This is a genomic window from Myxococcota bacterium, from assembly GCA_040387835.1.
In the GTDB taxonomy this organism is placed as follows: domain Bacteria; phylum Myxococcota; class UBA727; order UBA727; family JABDBI01; genus JAZKCZ01.
In genome coordinates, this window is record JAZKCZ010000002.1 from 586,161 (window position 1) to 601,702 (window position 15,542).

The following is a 15,542-nucleotide window of genomic DNA, read 5'->3' on the forward strand; positions in this document are numbered from 1 at the left end:
GATATCATATTCACATGTCATCAAACCCGTTTTTAAACACAACATTTTGGCTAGCTGTCAGTCTAACAAGCATCGCTATAGCAGGTAATCACGGACATCCTCCCCAGCGAGGCCCTTTAAAACCAAGTGGTCCGGATCAAAAACACAATAATTCATGCCACGGTGACGGAGCCGCAGTCGCTGCTCCGGAAGGGGAGAATTTTGAAGAAACAGCAGAAGCTGATTATGCCAGCTCCGATTTCGAGTCTGCCGCTGCCCATTTTACGCACGCAGAAACCTTCTATAAAAATGCGGGACAATATGCAGATGCCGACAGAATGGCGCGCCGGCGAGAAGACGCCATGAGGGCTGAAGGTGAAAAAGCACGCAGGTTGCCGTTAAAAAGTAAAAGTTCAGGCATACCAGCTCCTTATGTAAGAGATCGAGATGATAACAGTACGAATGGACTAGCTTTGGATTTGGCCAAAGAGGGTCGTCATAATCTAGCCTCAGCATCATTTCTCGAAGCTGCCAGACAATACCGGGCGAGGGATGAGCTGGAGGCTGCGGTGAAAGCGTTCCTTAATGCGGGTAATTCATACCTACGGACACCTGACACCCAAGCAGCATTTCTTAGTTTTGATCAGGCCATCGAGATGCTTATGGCACTCGCACTTCAAGCTTTCGAAGAAGGTCAGCCAATGATTAGTAAAGATTACTATTTCCGCGCTTCAACCTTAATAGGAAGGCTTTTAATGCTGCCCTCCTTAGAAGCATACAAAACCCATCTTTCCTTTCAGCTAGCCAAGATCCAGAAAGAACTACAGCCCTTAAGCAGCAGCTTTCAAGACAGGTAGCCACCCACTAGGCATAATGGCTTAATCAGCTAAGGTGGGCGGCTATGCATTCAAATTTTGTTGCTATTTTGGACTATGGTTCTCAGACGACTCAACTAATTGGCCGTCGGCTTCGAGAGTTTAAAGTATTCTCTGAAATTTTCCCTTACCATATCGACATTGAAACGCTGAAGGCTCATGCGCCTAAGGCGATTATTTTGTCGGGCGGGCCTAATTCGGCCCATTCTAAAGACGCGTTTCCGCTGCCAGAAGGATTGCTTGAATTAGGCTTGCCAATTTTAGGTATCTGTTATGGCGCTCAGATTTTGACCCAGACATTGGGCGGTCTCGTATCCCCATCGGAGCATCACGAGTATGGGCGATCGTTTATTAGTTTGCAGCGAACTTCATTGCTATTTAAAGGGCTTGATCATCAAGAAGTCTGGATGAGCCACGGTGATCAGATTGCTCGCCTACCAGAAGGTTTTGTCACTTTGGCATCAACGCCAACTTGCCCTCATGCAGGCATTGCTTGTGAAGAGCGCAAAATCTATGGCGTTCAGTTCCACCCTGAAGTGACGCACACCGTTCATGGTCGCCAGATTCTGACGAACTTCTTGTTTGAAATCGCCAAAGTGAAGCCTACTTACGAGCTTTCTGATTTCCTAAGTGAAGAAACAGCCCGCATTAAAGAACAAGTGGGAGACGCCCAGGTGATTATGGCGCTTTCAGGTGGGGTTGACTCAATGGTCGCGGCAAAACTGGTTCAAAATGCCATTGGCGACCAGCTTATCCCGATTTATGTGAACCATGGTTTGCATCGCCTTGGCGAAATTGCGGAAATTGAAGCCGTTAAACCACAAATCGTCGATGCCAGAGCACGCTTTTTTGAAGGGCTGAAAGGCGTTACTGACCCGGAAGAAAAGCGCAAAGTTATCGGCCGTTTGTTTGTAGAGATTTTCGATGAAGAATCGAAGAAATTCCCCAATGTACAATTTTTAGGGCAAGGCACGATTTACCCCGATGTAATCGAATCCCCAAGCAGAGACGGTGGCCCGAGCGACGGCATTAAAACACACCACAATGTGGGTGGCCTGCCTGAAATCATGAACTTGAAGTTGGTTGAACCGCTGCGAACTCTATTTAAAGACGAAGTGCGCGATTTGGGCAAATTGCTCGGCCTGCCTGAGAAATCCCTAGCACGCCAACCTTTTCCTGGGCCAGGGTTTGCGATTCGCATCCTAGGCGAAGTGACTGAGCAGCGCTGCGAAATTCTTGCTCAAGCAGATGCCATCGTACGCACCGAAATCGGTGGTGGCTATTGGCAGTTCTTTGCGATCTTACTCCCCGTCAAAAGCGTTGGCGTCATGGGTGATGGCCGGCGCTATGGCGAAACCATTTGCGTCAGGTGCATCGAAAGCGAAGACGGCATGAGCGCTGACTGGGCTTATTTGCCACGAGAAATTTTGAGCCGCATATCCAACCGGATCATTAACGAAGTTGATGGCATTACCCGGGTTGTTTATGATATCAGCTCCAAGCCACCAGCAACCATTGAGTGGGAATGAGACCATCAGACATGAATAGCAAAACACGAAATCTAAATCCTCAACGCCTCGTTTGGATCGATCTGGAAATGACCGGTTTGGATGAGAATACTTGCGCCATTGTTCAAGCCGCCATGGTGATTACTGACTTGCAGCTCAATGAAATTGCCAGCATTGATATGACCATTTGGCAGCCTGATTCCGTTCTGGCTGGCATGGTTCCTTTTGTTAAGAACATGCACACCCACAACGGTTTGCTAAAGAAAGTTCGCGCTTCTGAGGTCTCACTTCAGGATGCAGAACGCAAGCTAATGGAAGTTTTGACCCAACATGTGGTGTACCAACGAGGCTTTTTGGCGGGCAACTCGATCTACATGGATCGGCTCTTTTTGCGTAAATATATGCCTGCTTTGGAAGGCTACCTGCATTACCGCCAAGTGGACGTGTCTTCGATTAAGATACTCTGCCAAGAATGGTTAAAAACGCAGGCGCCTAAGAAAGAAAGCACCCACACCGCACTTGATGACATTCAACAAAGTATCGAAGAACTTAAATATTTCCGAAACAATTGTTTTAGATTGCCTTAAAATTACTCATGAACGAAATCATTCTTTTGGGTCAAATCGGCACGGTGGTCGCAGCCTGCCTTTTTGCCGCCAAGCTTGGCAAAGAAGCCCTATTTATTATCATCAGCTTGCAAGCGATTATCGCGAACTTGCTGGTTTTAAAACAGACCTATTTGTTTGGGCTACATGTAACTTGCTCCGATGCATTTGCGGTCGGAAGCATCTTGAGTCTCAATCTGCTCCAAGAAAAATTTGGGGCAAAAGAGTCTAAACTGGCCACTTGGCTATGTTTTGGCAGCATGCTTTTCTTTGCACTTTGTACGCAGATACATCTCTTATATACGCCAAGTCCTACGGATACGATGCACCCGCATTATGCAGAGCTTTTAAATCCCGCGCCTAGATTATTTTGGGCTTCGCTGACCAGCTTTTTCTTGGTGCAGCAGTTCGATGTTCGATTTTATGGATTTTTAAAGCGAAAACTGCCAACTTGGCGATTCGGAGTGCGCAGTACGATTTCGCTGCTACTTTCTCAACTGCTCGACACATTTCTATTTAGCACTTTGGGCCTGTGGGGGCTGGTTGATTCGCTGCCGCAGATTTTTATATTTAGTTACTTGATGAAAGTCATCGTGATTGCCATCATGGGCATCACGCCTTACCTGCTCCCCCGACATAAATTATGAAATTCGAAATATTACACCAATCTAAAAAATCTCGTGCTCGCGTTGGGCGCATCCATACCGCACATGGTGTGATCGATACGCCTAACTTTGTAGCAGTTGGCACCAACGGTTCTTTGAAGGCTTTGGACAGCAAGACTGTTGAAGCTTTGGGCATTCAGCTGATGTTTTGCAATACTTACCATCTGATGCTTCAGCCCGGATCTAAACGGGTTGCTGAAGCCGGGGGCTTGCACAAGTTTATGAATCGCTCGATGCCGATCATTACGGATTCGGGTGGGTTTCAGGTATTTAGCTTGGCTTATGGTTCGGTTGCCAGTGAGCTCAAAAGCCAAGGGACCAAGCAAATAGACGGCAGCGTTCTGAAGATCAACGAAGAAGGCGTTTTGTTTAGGTCCTATCGCAATGGCGATAAAGTCTTTTTGACGGCTGAGACTTCCATTCAGGCGCAAAAAGATTTGGGCGCGGACATCATGATCAGCTTTGATGAACTGCCACCTTATCATATGGATCAGACCGCGTTGATCGACTCCATGGAGCGCACCCATCGTTGGGAAAAGCGGTCGCTGGATGAGCATTTGAAAGACCCGCGGCATCAGGCACTGTATGCGGTGATCCACGGTGGGGTTGATGTTGAACTTCGCAAGAAAAGCTGTGCTTATCTGGGTAATCTGCCCTTTGATGGCTTTGGCATTGGTGGCAGCTTAGGCAAAAATCGCCCTGAAATGATCAATATGTTGACCGAGGTCATGCCTTTTGTCCCGCCGGAGCGACCGAATCACCTTTTAGGGATCGGGGATTTGCCATCGATAAGAGACTGTGTGCCACTGGGTGTGGATACTTTTGATAGCTCGTTCCCGACCAAAGCCGCCCGGCATGGGACGTTGATGACCATGGACAGCACCCATTTTAATATCACCCGGGGCAAGCATGCGGATAATCTTGGGCCGATGGTGGCTGATTGCGAGTGTTACACCTGTCAGAATTATTCAGCGGCCTATATTCATCATTTGTTCAAAGCCCACGAACCGACCGTCATGACCCTAGCCAGTATTCACAATGTGCATATCATGGTAAAGATGATGGCTCGTTATCGACAGCAAATTTTGGACGACCAGATTTAACCACGGAGAATACATGTACAGCCTGATTCAAAAACCAGCCCCTGATTTTAATGCCGAAGCTGTGATGGCTAACGGTGAATTTTCAAAAATTTCGCTTTCTAGCTTTAAAGACAAAAAATATGTCTGCTTATTTTTCTACCCACTAGATTTCACTTTCGTATGCCCATCTGAGATCATTTCATTTTCTCACCGCGCAAAAGATTTTGAAGCGCGCCAAACCCAAATTTTAGGTGTATCGGTTGATTCCAAATTTAGCCATTACGCCTGGAGACAAACGCCCGTGGACAACGGCGGAATTGGTGCGATTGAATTCCCGTTAATTTCCGACATCACCAAGGAAATTGCTCGTGATTATGGCGTACTAGTTGAAGATGCAGTCGCTTTGCGCGGAACATTCTTAATCGATATGGCTGGCGTTGTCCGTCACGCAACTTTGAACGATCTGCCACTGGGCCGAAATGTTGATGAAACCCTTCGCATGATCGATGCTTTGCAACACACTGAAAAATATGGCGAAGTATGTCCAGCAGGCTGGAGAAAAGGTGATACCGCGATGAAGGCTAATACAGCCGGCGTAGCATCCTATCTGAAAGAAAACGCTGCAAACCTATAAAAGCTAGGTTTCCAAAGTCCCCCTCCAGATCCTGGAGAGGGATTTAGGGTGAGGTCCCCTCTTAGCTGTTGCTTGATGCAGCTGGTGCACTAACGCCACCTTCTACCACAACATTCACAGGAACAGCCACTGGAGCGCCACCACCTGGTGTTACAGGATTTGCAGGAGCTGCGGGTTCAGCGGGTGTTGCAGGTGTTGGGCTCGGTGCAGCGCCTGGGCCTACTGGAGCAGCGGGTGCTACAGGTCCTGGCGTCAAGGATACGCCGCCAGCTGGCATTGGAGCGATTGCTGAGTCTTTAGACACAATCGCGCCTTTAGCAGCAACTTCACCTTTGGAAGCCACTTGGGATTGTGATGAAACTTGCTGAGCTTTCGATTCGTGATGAAACAGAGCTTCAATTTTGCTGCCTAGATCTTGAAACGCAGCTTGAATAGCATGTAGATGAGGATGAGACACCTTCACTTCTACAGTTCCTTGCATTTGAGCTGAACCAGCGGCCATAGGAGCCACAGGCGATTTCATCGCTTGCATCGGTGATTTAGGTTCAAAATGATCTTTAGCCGCAACTTTGCTTTCGAGTTTGGCTTCTGCTTTCGCAGGGGCAGCTTGTGTCGCAACTTGGCTTGCGCCTTTTGCAGCTTCCTGTGCAACTACAGTTTGGGATTTTGCAGGGATTACCATATCTTTTCCGCCCATGTTCTTTATCTCCTATTTCGGGTGACCTCGTTGGTCACGAAAAGAACAACATTGTTGGTGCGGCATCTATTTCGAAGTGATCCTTCCTCTTTGGATTCAAAGAGGAAGGATCTAACTAGTAACTACTTCTTAGCTACAAAAGTAGGAACTTGTTGGGCAGCTTGTTGCACAACGGATTGAGCTTGGCTTTGGCTTTGGCCTTTAGCTTCGCTCTTAGCAGCTGGAGCTGCAGTACCGCAAGACTTAGCAGCTACTGTTTGTGATTGTGTTTGTGTTTGACCTTTAGCAGCTGGCACAGTTTGAGCTTGTGACTGTGTTTGGCCTTTTGCACATGGAACTTCAGTCATTTTGCTAGCTGATTTAGGAGCAGCCAATACGTCGATTGGGATCGCGCCTTTAGCAGGAGCTGTTTGGCACTGTGATTGTGTTTGACCCTTAGCTGCAGGTACTGGTACCTGTTGTTGAGCTTGGGTTTGTGTTTGGCTTTTGCTTGCTGGTGTTAATCCGCCCATAATGTATACCTCTTTTTTGTTTAGATCTCATCAGGCGCCTCCACTGTGGTTGCACCTGCCCACAAGAACTCCTTGTGTAAGATTCTTTATTCCGGACGGGCGCATTTTGGACTTGACACATTGTTTTAATATACTAATATTTGCCACTCAATAATGAGTCGAATATTTTACATAGTTTTGATTTTTCTGAGCGCGTGCGCGCCTCAGTTTAATTCAGAGCCATCTGAAATTCATTACAAGATCACGCCCCAGGCAAATGGATTTTTGGTGGAGATCACGCACGACGCGTCCGTTGCCCCGACCATGACTTCGCCAGCTTACTATTCGACTTTTTCTCTGCAATCCAGCGGAAATGACCATACCGTCCGCTATTTTATCAAGCCCGCTCGCAGACAGGCACATGGCCCTTCGGATACCCAAATAGATCTATCTGAAGGTTTTTTCAAAACCTCAGGATATGGCTTAATCGCCTGCTTGGGCCGGAAATGGGATGAAGCCAAATCAGTTCGCATCACCTGGCAAGCTCCAAAACCCTGGCGGTTTGCCAATTCCTTTTCAGCCGGAGCTACGCAGCAATCGTTTAAAGCGAGCTGTTATCAACTTCAAAACGCTCTATATGCTGGCGGAACCAACCTGCGCTTCTACGAAACCCCTTTAGCTACCGTGGCCATTTCTAATAACGCTTCCGAAAAGGTTAATAAGAAATTAATTGCGACAGTTAAAAAGAACATGGTGAAAGTTAAAGATTTCTGGGGCGAGCTTGACGATGCCAAAGAATATTATTTTGTTTTGATTCATCCAGCGAATGGCAACGAGCACGGTGGTACCGCGCAATTTCAGTCTTTTCAATTAGCGCTTGCTGATTTTACGCCTTCTGACGCTTCTAAAGAGTTAGATCATCTGATTGCGCATGAATATTTCCATCAATGGAACGGCATTAAAATCAACGTACCAGTGAGCACACAGCATGAAGTCCGCTGGTTCGTGGAAGGGTTCACGGACTATTTTGCCTTTTCCATCTCAGGGCACACAGCAAACTTCAGCAATAGGTTCGAGAATGTCAGCCTTAAAAATTATGTCTCTGACATGAAAACTCATTTTGATGTTCCGTACATACAAGGCCGAAAAATCGCGGCTGATATGGATAAAGCAATCCAAAATTATTCAAGTCGTAAGCTTGAGCATTTGATGCGCCATATTGTTAGGCGATCGCAAGCAGATCCGCTATTTTACTTAACGCAGGCAAGCATCTTGGGCGTCATTTGCGAAGGCAACTATATGAACTGTGACCAAGCACACCAACTGATAGAAAACCATGTCAACCTAGGCCATCCATTTGTCACGGCGTCTCGAGATTAAGCATCAAATCTTCAGCTTCCTTGTCGGTCAGCAAATTAGACTCCAGAGAATCTCGGTAAGAAATTCGAGCAATTTGCTTGAGTTGCTTTTCGATCGCAGTCAAACGAAGGCCAGCGGCTTGCTGAAATGAAGCTTCTGCTTGCCTCGCTTCCATGCCTTTCAAAATTTCCACGCGCTCCGCTTGAAGCGTTGCGATCAGGGCTTTAGCAGCTGGCAAATCTTGAGATGACAACTTAGAAATAGCTTCCAGCTGGGCTTTGATTGCTTTGAGACGTGCCAAGCTTTTGCTTAAGAAAGAAACCGCTTCGGTCCTAATAGGCATCATTTTTAGCCAACGCAGCAACATGCCCAGGGTTGAGCCCTGGAAAACAACCGACATCACCACCACCCCGAAAGTCATGGCGATTAAAGTTTGCTTAAACTCAATGCTATCAGGCAGCGACAATGCCAAAACCATAGACAATGCCCCCCGCAGGCCTGCCCACCAAATCACTGTCGCGCTTTTGCCATCGAGCGGCTGGCCCATCCGGCGCAAAATCGGCAGTGGCAAATAAACAGAAGCGGCTCTAGCAGCCAAGACAGCAAAATAGGCCATGATAATCACAGGTATATTGCTCATGAGCAAAGGCACATTGACTTCAAGCCCCATCATTAAGAAAACAATGCTGCTGACAAAGAACGCCACGTATTCCCAAAAGCTGGTCACGGCTACACGGGTGTTGGGGTTAAAACCCTTTTGATAACCAAAGTTACCCACAAAAAGACCAGCCATCACAGTCGCCAAAATGCCCGACATGTGAATCTTTTCGGCCACCAAATACGACCCATACGCCGTCACGGTGGTGATCGCGATGGAAATCAAATGATCCTCTGCTAAAGTGATGATGAAGCTGGCAAAAAGACCAAACATCGATCCAATCAGCAGCCCACCCATCGAATAACTAATCAGCTGAAGCATGCTCTCAGACCACTCGAAGTGTCCCAGGCTCAACGCCGTCAAGACTGCATGGTAGAAAATAATCGCCGTTCCATCGTTAAATAAGCTTTCGCCTTCAATCAAAAGCGCCAAACGCCTATCAACCCCCAGCTGACGCAGCAGGCTGATCACAGAAACTGGATCGGTCGCTGCAATAATCGTGCCGAACAACAGAAAGTGTAAAAAACCATAGGCGTGAGACAAGCCAAAGATCGAAAAGCCGAGCCATAAAGCCAAAGCCGTTAAAACCGCAGCCAAAAGGACGCCAGGCAATGCAAATGTGGCAATGGTCGGCGAGAATTGCCTAAGTTCCCGAGCTGGAAAATGGATGGCTGCTTCAAATAATAATGCTGGCAGAAATACTGTCATCATTAATTCAGGCGTTAATTTTAAGTTGGGAACAATGTTTAACGCATTAATGCCAAGCCCAACCAATACCAAGGAAACGGTATAAGGAACTTTAACTCGAGAGGCCACGATTCCTACAATGGTGGCCACCATCATCAGCGAGACCAGAGCCTCGATCGTTTCAAATTCTGCCATTATTCATACCTGCCGTCATAATATTGTAAAAACTGCTTCTCTGCCGCACTTAAAACACTTTCATCAATCAGTCGCTTATCCAAAGGGCAAAAAGAGAGCGGCTCAACCTTCAAAAAGTCTGAAAGTTCAGGATCTTCGTTCACGGTACAAAGATTTTCAATGCGAACACCACCGAAGTCTTCGATATAGATACCCGGCTCAATCGAAAAAACCTGTCCGATTTCAATGGGTGCGGTACCAACCGTGGAAATCCTAGGAGGATTCTCATGCACATTGATGCCAACACCATGCCCTGTTCCGTGGTTATATTGGTAGCCCTGCCTCCAAATCGGATCGCGGACAATGCCATCTAAACTCGCTCCAGCCGTGCCCTTGGGAAATCTAGCTGACATGCCAGCAATAGAGCCTTTTAAAACCGCTGTATAGATCTTCTTTTGTAATTCGCTGGCTTTTTGATCGGGGCCGCCCAACAAAAAAGTACGGGTCAAATCAGTAGCGTACCCGCCCTCATAATAAGCACCGACATCCAGCAAAAATAAATCGCCCAATCGCAACGGCTCTTTATCCTCGGGCGTTCCATGATGAATCTGTGCGCCATTCTTGCCACCACCACAAATAGGTTTAAACGACAGGCCCGTAACCCCAGATTTTTCAAACTCTACGCGAGTCTGCGCATCCACCATTGCCTCGGTTAAGAAAGTGCCTGAAGCCATCTGTCCGCACACCCATTGCTGCACTTTATCGACCACGCGATCTGCGCGTGCAATGGCGCTGCGCATATGAGCGAGCTCTGCGCTATTTTTGATGGATTTCATCGCTTGAAACGGGCTTTGCACAAAAACGATCTCGGCACCAGCCTGCTCCAGTTCTCGGCGCACCGCTTCGGGTGTCAGCGCTGGATCCAGGCCAATACGAGCTTTCTTTTTAAGGAAAATCGGTCCCTGCAAAATTTCCAAATGATCTGCATAGGCCAACGCACGCGCCGAAAAGACCATCTGATAGGGAAACTCACTGCTACGCTCGTTGCTCAACCAAGCAATCTCATCCAGCGGAACCACCAAAAATGCATCCAGCTTATTCGCCGCGAAAAATGGCGCAGCACGTTTTAACCGATCAGCCGTGGTCTCACCCGTACAAGCAAGCGGCGCCTGCCAACGTTTTGCGGTGCTCTGAGCAATTTCTGGCCCAAATGCAGGAAGCTCAATCAAACTAATGCCGTGCTTTTCTGCCTCTGCCTTAAGCCGATTGTAAAGATTGACCGACATACGGTCTGACTCAATGCCAAGACGCGTATTCGGAAAGTTAGCAAGCTCGCTCAGCCATGCCGCTTCAATAGATTGACCCAAAGGCAGCACGCGAACATCGAAATCAGTGGCCTCATTTTTGGCCTGAATGGCATAACGGCCATCAACAAACAAAATACCTTTTTGACGCACCACCAAGACATCGCCCACAGATCCAGCAAAGCCCGTCAAATAGACCCTGCGACTTTGTTCGGAGGGCACGTACTCGTTCAAATATGAGTCGGTCGAGCGAACCAAGGCGCCGTCTAACCGGTGGGATTGAAGCATTTCCAGAAAGAGTGTTAGGCGCTGATTCATGGTCGAGATTTATAACCCACTTTGCACCCTCAAGCAATTTCTGTAACAAATGTATCTATGAGATGGTTGGTAATAGTGTTAATGTTAGCAGGACTGGCTTGCAGCCCCTGCAGAAATTTGGCCGAAAAAATTTGTGATTGCAGGACCAGCCAGAGCGATGCAACAGCGTGTAAGAAGAATTTAGACTTCGCCAAGCAGCATAAATACTTTGGGCAAGCCGTCGATGAAAATAGATGCCAAGAAATATTAGATAGCCCAGATTGTACCTGCGAAGCTATTTTATCGAATCAATTTGAGAAATGTGGATTTACCCGAAAATGAGCCGCTTTAAATTAAGAAATGCCCTGTTTATTTTGCCTAATGCTTTTACCGTATCATCCATATTCTGCGGTATGTACGCCATCTGGCATGGCCTAACCGGCAACACACCTGAAACCCTTTATGAATCCGCCATTGCAGTATTTTTTGCCGGATTCTTCGATCTATTTGATGGTCGCGTTGCTCGCATGACCAAAACGCAAAGCGAATTCGGCGTCCAGCTCGATTCACTCGCTGATGTGATCAGCTTTGGCATTGCCCCTGCACTGCTAGTGTACAAATGGGCCCTAGAACCACTCGAAGCTGTTGGGTTTATCGGCGTATTTTTTTACGCTGCCTGCGGCGCCATCAGGCTCGCCAGATTCAACGTGATGGCTGCCCGGGACAATGGCGCTTCAAGCTATTTTATCGGCCTGCCCATTCCTTTGGCCGCATCCGTCATGATCGCTTCACTGATCGCACATCTCAAATTATTTGAAGGCGATGCCGTTAAGCATCCATTATGGATTTTGTGGCTGGTAATTATCTTAGGCGTGTTGATGGTTAGCACGGTTCCTTACTGGACTTTCAAAAACTACAAATTTAACCGCCAAACCGTGATGCTCGGGCTGGTTTTCGTTTTGATGGGCTGGTGGTTTAGGCTGCATTATCCCACAAGTTTAGGCATCGTGACCCTCCTCAGTATTTATATTCTGGCTGGATTTTCACGTTTTATTTGGATTCGTGTATACTCCAAATCAAAGGAGCGTTAAGCGATGTACAACTCGAAATGCAAATGTCCCCACCATTCAATATCTTTCATTTTTGTGGCCCTGATTGGGTTAACCTGGTTGCTATTTGAATTGGGAACCATCACCCTTCATACCGCCAATTTGGCCTGGCCAATCTTGCTAATCTTGATCGGTCTTCAAAAAGCTTTTGGTGGCATGTGCAATTGCTGCATGAAGTCCGGTAGCTGCAGTTGCGGTCGAAGTGACTGCAAATGCTGCTCGAAATCTAGCTGCAGCACGGATCCGAACCAAATTCCGTCGCAGCGCTAAGATCGGTCTCGCCAGATAGTAAGCGAAAAACAGATAATCTGGCAAAGCCAAGTCCTGAAAGTCGTTCACCCTTGGGATGAACAAACTTAAACAGAACTTGGCTTTATTTTTTAGTTTCGCTCGTAAGTTCAGCCGATGCACCCAAGCGTTGAGCTGCCAAACGTAATTGTCATTGCGAGCCAAGCGAAGCAATCCAGGATCCTGGATTGCCGCGTCGCTTCGCGCCTCGCAATGACGAGTTAGACCTTCTTTTAAAAAGCGCGTTAAATCATAATTCTCAGCGACTTTCCAAAGCAGATGCCAGTCCAAATTGCCATACCGCTCCAATAGAAACTTGATATCTAAGCCCCATTGCCCCCTCTGCCACAAAGACTCACTGCCATGGGCGCACAAATATAACAGGTTATATTCAGGCGAAAGCTGCTTGATATTTTGGTCTCCCACTCGGATTTCCTGAAGCGGGACATCAAACACCGAAAAACACCCTATATCTTGAAATAAGCGCCAGTGCAGTTCTAAGCAAATCTGCTTTCTAGGGTGCCAATAAACAAAGTCTTTGCTGTGCTTCAAATGAGATTTCCGTTGCGCAGGACTAAACAAAAACCGTTCATAACCTTCCGTGCACAAAATATCATCTGCCAAGAATATATCTTGTGGCCGAATGACAAAATCAAGGTCGTTAGAACTCCGTGCCCCTAAATCACCATAAAGCTCCAATGCCAACAGCGGACCTTTAATAGAAACCAACGGTATCGATTTAGCTTCAAATAGCCGCACCAAACGCACCAGTTCTGAAACCTGATTTAAAGCGAAAAGCGCTTTTACGGACATACATCCTCGAAGCATTCAAGCGCCACGTAGCCGACCGCATCTTCATGTTCCAGCCACGCATGAGCGGTAAAGACCTGATGCTCGCGTTTAACGCCTAAATAAAGTTTATTAGCGAGTCGCCGCCGCCGCAGCATCAACTTGGTTGCCAAGGTTTGCTCGAGACACTTTGCCTGCCAAGGCACTTGTAGAGAAACTCGCTGCACCCAGCTGCGAATCCATTGATTAACGGCAGGGTTTTCGATTTTGGCTTTACCACGCAACTTGTTAGCAATGGACTGGAAGGGCATTCGCAATAAAATCAATCTCGCTAAAATCAGACAGCAGACTGCTTCAACAACAAGCCCTGCTCGTTTAACGCGTTTAAAAAAATCAAAACTTCTTCTTGGCACTTAAGTGGTGTTACCTCGAATTCCTGGACCAGGCGGTCACATAGTGATGCCACGGTCCGGGATTCTTCAAGCAACTCCCAAATACGCCTTCCAACGGAATTAACGCCATAATATCTGCCTGTTTGTATACTGAGCATCACCAAGTCTTCATCAAACGAAGCGCTGATCAGGTCGGAGTTTCTGATGATTCGTTCGTTCAATGCGATGGTCATATTACCTGCTATACGCTTCGGGCCTAATTTGGTGAATGACATTAGAGATCGCCAAACCAGCGAAACAACCCATTCCCGATTTGCAATAGGAAAACACCCTACGAAATGCCCACCGACTAAATGTCAAAACTTAAGGCTCCATTCTCAACGTAGGTTGATTCGTTGGTCAATTCGTACTAGAGCCACCGGTTTTTTTGATCAAGAAAGTTTGACACGGATTTGTAAAAATCCCCGTGTTAGTTTGCAATTGCATTCTGACAATTAATCCCTTAAAATACTTCGGGCAATTGGAGCTCATATATGCATTATCGACACTATCTTGCCGGAATATTTCTATTTGCTTCTATAACGGCTCAAGCTCAGATACTAAAGATGCGAGCGCCAGAAATATGGACACCTGGCCTTCGCCCAGCACAACAAGCGCTCAGCCAAATTACAAAAAGCGTTGCTTCAGCAGAGACGATTAAGCGCAATGCTGCCGAACGAGAGAGCGGCATGTCTGTTCTCGGCAAAGAGAGATCTTTAGGCTCAAACGTCAGAAAACACCGACAACAAATTAAAACATTGCGCTCGGAGCTGAGTGAAGCGTTGCGAGATGTACGCGTCAACGATCCTCGGTCGGCCAATGTGGTACGGAGCGAACTATACGATTTATTGAACAAGAAGCCAGCAGACGAACAAGGCGAAGAGTCATCTCTGTTCGGCCAGCAAGATGTGCCAGGAACTTTTTGTGATGTATCGGCTCAAGCTCAGAGTATTCAAGGCCCAGTTGCTTGGACAGCACCCACGGCCGGTACTGCAGCTGCTGGCGCAGGCGGTCCATCGCCGCAACTTGGGCCTGCTCCGCAGGCACCTGCACCTCTATCAGCGATAGTTAACCCCACCCCAACTCTTGCTGTTGCCGCTGAGCCTACGGTTCGCACTCAGCCGATGACAGTGTCGCCTTTGGCGCGTGTGGGAGATTGGTACCAAGGTCCTAGAGAATCAAAAACTGTTCCTGCTCTAGAGTGGGAGCTCGGGCGAATGGGCACTACTAAAATGACCTTTGAAGACGCGCAAGCCTATGCAGCATCGCGTGCACATGCTGACTGGCGTTTGCCAACGATTTGGGAATTAGAAGCTTTGTATCAACAGCAGAATGTTTTAGGCAGTGATTTGGATACCGAATGGTTTTGGTCAGATACAGCGGTCGTTAGCCGTCCCAGAGCTCATTGGTTCGTCCACTTCAGCGGTGAACATGTGTACAGCAGTCGCCTGCTCATCCGTAGTCGCGTTCGGTTGGTTCGCTCACGAGACGGGTGGTTTATTGGTCTATAATTAGCTGTTCCGGATACCACCGAATTGATTTAAGGCTTCGGTCTGTTCTCGATGCTCTCGAACCGCTGAGCCCAAAGCTTTTTGCTTAGGCTGGATCAAAAATCCAGCTTCTCTTTTTTCAACAATTGTCTTGATCGCCGTGGCGGAAGCGACACTTTTTGCAATCGATTGCAGCGCTTGCTGCGCAGCACCTGCCCCTGAGCGCTCAGAGAAGCTAACACAAATAATCCAGCGAAATAATACCGACCATACATATAGAAACTCCAAAATATTAGAAAATGTTTTAAAGGATCGATAATGCGAATGCAATCGTAAATCGGAAAGAGATCATACCCCGTCCATGTTAACCCCAAAAAAGCAGCACTTTACAGCAAGCGTCAGATATTATCAGTATATCGG

At 47.3% G+C, this 15,542-nt stretch carries 17 protein-coding genes; 9 read left to right on the forward strand and 8 right to left on the reverse strand.

Annotated features, from left to right (window positions below):
• The first annotated feature begins 14 nt into the window (after nucleotides 1-14).
• The 6 genes from V4534_05540 to V4534_05565 are packed head-to-tail and all read left to right on the forward strand — an operon-like array spanning nucleotide 15 to nucleotide 5,348.
• A complete protein-coding gene (locus V4534_05540; GenBank protein ID MES2504324.1) occupies nucleotides 15-836 on the forward strand; it encodes a hypothetical protein in 822 nt (273 codons plus the stop codon).
• A 44-nt stretch (nucleotides 837-880) separates the two neighbouring features.
• Nucleotides 881-2,383, forward strand: coding sequence for a glutamine-hydrolyzing GMP synthase (guaA, locus tag V4534_05545; GenBank protein ID MES2504325.1), 1,503 nt, complete (start codon nucleotides 881-883; stop codon nucleotides 2,381-2,383).
• Nucleotides 2,384-2,394: 11 nt separating this feature from the next.
• A complete protein-coding gene (orn, locus tag V4534_05550) occupies nucleotides 2,395-2,949 on the forward strand; it encodes an oligoribonuclease (protein MES2504326.1) in 555 nt (184 codons plus the stop codon).
• Nucleotides 2,950-2,957: 8 nt separating this feature from the next.
• Nucleotides 2,958-3,614 (forward strand): queuosine precursor transporter, encoded by a 657-nt coding sequence (locus V4534_05555; GenBank protein ID MES2504327.1) that lies wholly within the window; start codon nucleotides 2,958-2,960, stop codon nucleotides 3,612-3,614.
• Nucleotides 3,611-4,735: a tRNA guanosine(34) transglycosylase Tgt gene (gene tgt, locus V4534_05560; protein MES2504328.1), complete on the forward strand. Its 1,125-nt coding sequence runs from the start codon at nucleotides 3,611-3,613 to the stop codon at nucleotides 4,733-4,735. Before V4534_05555 ends, tgt begins: the two co-directional genes overlap by 4 nt.
• Nucleotides 4,736-4,748: 13 nt before the next feature.
• Nucleotides 4,749-5,348 carry a peroxiredoxin gene (locus tag V4534_05565; GenBank protein MES2504329.1) on the forward strand — a complete coding sequence of 200 codons (600 nt, stop codon included), beginning with the start codon at nucleotides 4,749-4,751 and terminating at the stop codon, nucleotides 5,346-5,348.
• Between the two features lie 61 nt (nucleotides 5,349-5,409).
• On the opposite strand, the gene V4534_05570 is transcribed toward V4534_05565, so the two are convergent.
• Both V4534_05570 and V4534_05575 read right to left on the reverse strand, forming a co-directional pair.
• On the reverse strand, nucleotides 5,410-6,045 hold the full coding sequence (locus tag V4534_05570; protein MES2504330.1) for a hypothetical protein: 636 nt from the start codon (nucleotides 6,043-6,045) through the stop codon (nucleotides 5,410-5,412).
• Between the two features lie 122 nt (nucleotides 6,046-6,167).
• Nucleotides 6,168-6,557: a hypothetical protein gene (locus V4534_05575; protein ID MES2504331.1), complete on the reverse strand. Its 390-nt coding sequence runs from the start codon at nucleotides 6,555-6,557 to the stop codon at nucleotides 6,168-6,170.
• A gap of 153 nt (nucleotides 6,558-6,710) precedes the next feature.
• Between V4534_05575 and V4534_05580 the strand changes: the two genes are divergently transcribed.
• Nucleotides 6,711-7,916, forward strand: a complete 1,206-nt coding sequence (locus V4534_05580) for a M1 family aminopeptidase (GenBank protein ID MES2504332.1) — start codon at nucleotides 6,711-6,713, stop codon at nucleotides 7,914-7,916.
• Here the strand turns inward: V4534_05580 and V4534_05585 are convergent.
• Both V4534_05585 and V4534_05590 read right to left on the reverse strand, forming a co-directional pair.
• Nucleotides 7,897-9,435 carry a cation:proton antiporter gene (locus tag V4534_05585; protein MES2504333.1) on the reverse strand — a complete coding sequence of 513 codons (1,539 nt, stop codon included), beginning with the start codon at nucleotides 9,433-9,435 and terminating at the stop codon, nucleotides 7,897-7,899. The two genes, V4534_05580 and V4534_05585, sit on opposite strands and share 20 nt — an antisense overlap.
• Nucleotides 9,435-11,036: a M24 family metallopeptidase gene (locus V4534_05590; GenBank protein MES2504334.1), complete on the reverse strand. Its 1,602-nt coding sequence runs from the start codon at nucleotides 11,034-11,036 to the stop codon at nucleotides 9,435-9,437. Before V4534_05590 ends, V4534_05585 begins: the two co-directional genes overlap by 1 nt.
• A 317-nt stretch (nucleotides 11,037-11,353) precedes the next feature.
• Here V4534_05590 and pssA point away from each other — a divergent pair, with 317 nt between their 5' ends.
• Entirely contained in the window at nucleotides 11,354-12,106 is a 753-nt protein-coding gene (pssA, locus tag V4534_05595) for a CDP-diacylglycerol--serine O-phosphatidyltransferase (GenBank protein MES2504335.1), read from the forward strand.
• 138 nt (nucleotides 12,107-12,244) lie between these two features.
• Here pssA and V4534_05600 read toward each other — a convergent pair whose 3' ends face one another.
• Genes V4534_05600 through V4534_05610 form a run of 3 tightly spaced genes read right to left on the reverse strand, consistent with a single transcriptional unit; the run spans nucleotide 12,245 to nucleotide 13,868 of the window.
• The gene (locus tag V4534_05600) at nucleotides 12,245-13,225 is read right to left on the reverse strand and encodes a nucleotidyltransferase family protein (GenBank protein MES2504336.1); all 981 of its coding nucleotides are present in this window, start codon (nucleotides 13,223-13,225) and stop codon (nucleotides 12,245-12,247) included.
• Nucleotides 13,216-13,512 carry a lasso peptide biosynthesis B2 protein gene (locus V4534_05605; protein ID MES2504337.1) on the reverse strand — a complete coding sequence of 99 codons (297 nt, stop codon included), beginning with the start codon at nucleotides 13,510-13,512 and terminating at the stop codon, nucleotides 13,216-13,218. The genes V4534_05600 and V4534_05605 overlap by 10 nt, the downstream gene beginning before the upstream one ends.
• 26 nt (nucleotides 13,513-13,538) lie before the next feature.
• Complete coding sequence (locus tag V4534_05610; protein ID MES2504338.1) at nucleotides 13,539-13,868, reverse strand: PqqD family peptide modification chaperone; 330 nt, start codon at nucleotides 13,866-13,868, stop codon at nucleotides 13,539-13,541.
• A 258-nt stretch (nucleotides 13,869-14,126) separates the two neighbouring features.
• On the opposite strand from V4534_05610, the gene V4534_05615 reads away from it, so the two are divergent.
• A complete protein-coding gene (locus V4534_05615; protein ID MES2504339.1) occupies nucleotides 14,127-15,143 on the forward strand; it encodes a DUF1566 domain-containing protein in 1,017 nt (338 codons plus the stop codon).
• Here the strand turns inward: V4534_05615 and V4534_05620 are convergent, their stop codons facing one another.
• A complete protein-coding gene (locus V4534_05620; protein ID MES2504340.1) occupies nucleotides 15,144-15,410 on the reverse strand; it encodes a hypothetical protein in 267 nt (88 codons plus the stop codon). It lies immediately after the preceding gene.
• Nucleotides 15,411-15,542: the final 132 nt, after the last annotated feature.

Coding starts and splice junctions, on each gene's coding strand:
- V4534_05540 (MES2504324.1), top strand. CDS start 15: ATGTCATCAAACCCGTTTTTAAACACAACATTTTGGCTAGCTGTCAGT.
- guaA (MES2504325.1), top strand. CDS start 881: ATGCATTCAAATTTTGTTGCTATTTTGGACTATGGTTCTCAGACGACT.
- orn (MES2504326.1), top strand. CDS start 2,395: ATGAATAGCAAAACACGAAATCTAAATCCTCAACGCCTCGTTTGGATC.
- V4534_05555 (MES2504327.1), top strand. CDS start 2,958: ATGAACGAAATCATTCTTTTGGGTCAAATCGGCACGGTGGTCGCAGCC.
- tgt (MES2504328.1), top strand. CDS start 3,611: ATGAAATTCGAAATATTACACCAATCTAAAAAATCTCGTGCTCGCGTT.
- V4534_05565 (MES2504329.1), top strand. CDS start 4,749: ATGTACAGCCTGATTCAAAAACCAGCCCCTGATTTTAATGCCGAAGCT.
- V4534_05570 (MES2504330.1), bottom strand. CDS start 6,045: ATGGGCGGAAAAGATATGGTAATCCCTGCAAAATCCCAAACTGTAGTT.
- V4534_05575 (MES2504331.1), bottom strand. CDS start 6,557: ATGGGCGGATTAACACCAGCAAGCAAAAGCCAAACACAAACCCAAGCT.
- V4534_05580 (MES2504332.1), top strand. CDS start 6,711: ATGAGTCGAATATTTTACATAGTTTTGATTTTTCTGAGCGCGTGCGCG.
- V4534_05585 (MES2504333.1), bottom strand. CDS start 9,435: ATGGCAGAATTTGAAACGATCGAGGCTCTGGTCTCGCTGATGATGGTG.
- V4534_05590 (MES2504334.1), bottom strand. CDS start 11,036: ATGAATCAGCGCCTAACACTCTTTCTGGAAATGCTTCAATCCCACCGG.
- pssA (MES2504335.1), top strand. CDS start 11,354: ATGAGCCGCTTTAAATTAAGAAATGCCCTGTTTATTTTGCCTAATGCT.
- V4534_05600 (MES2504336.1), bottom strand. CDS start 13,225: ATGTCCGTAAAAGCGCTTTTCGCTTTAAATCAGGTTTCAGAACTGGTG.
- V4534_05605 (MES2504337.1), bottom strand. CDS start 13,512: ATGCCCTTCCAGTCCATTGCTAACAAGTTGCGTGGTAAAGCCAAAATC.
- V4534_05610 (MES2504338.1), bottom strand. CDS start 13,868: ATGTCATTCACCAAATTAGGCCCGAAGCGTATAGCAGGTAATATGACC.
- V4534_05615 (MES2504339.1), top strand. CDS start 14,127: ATGCATTATCGACACTATCTTGCCGGAATATTTCTATTTGCTTCTATA.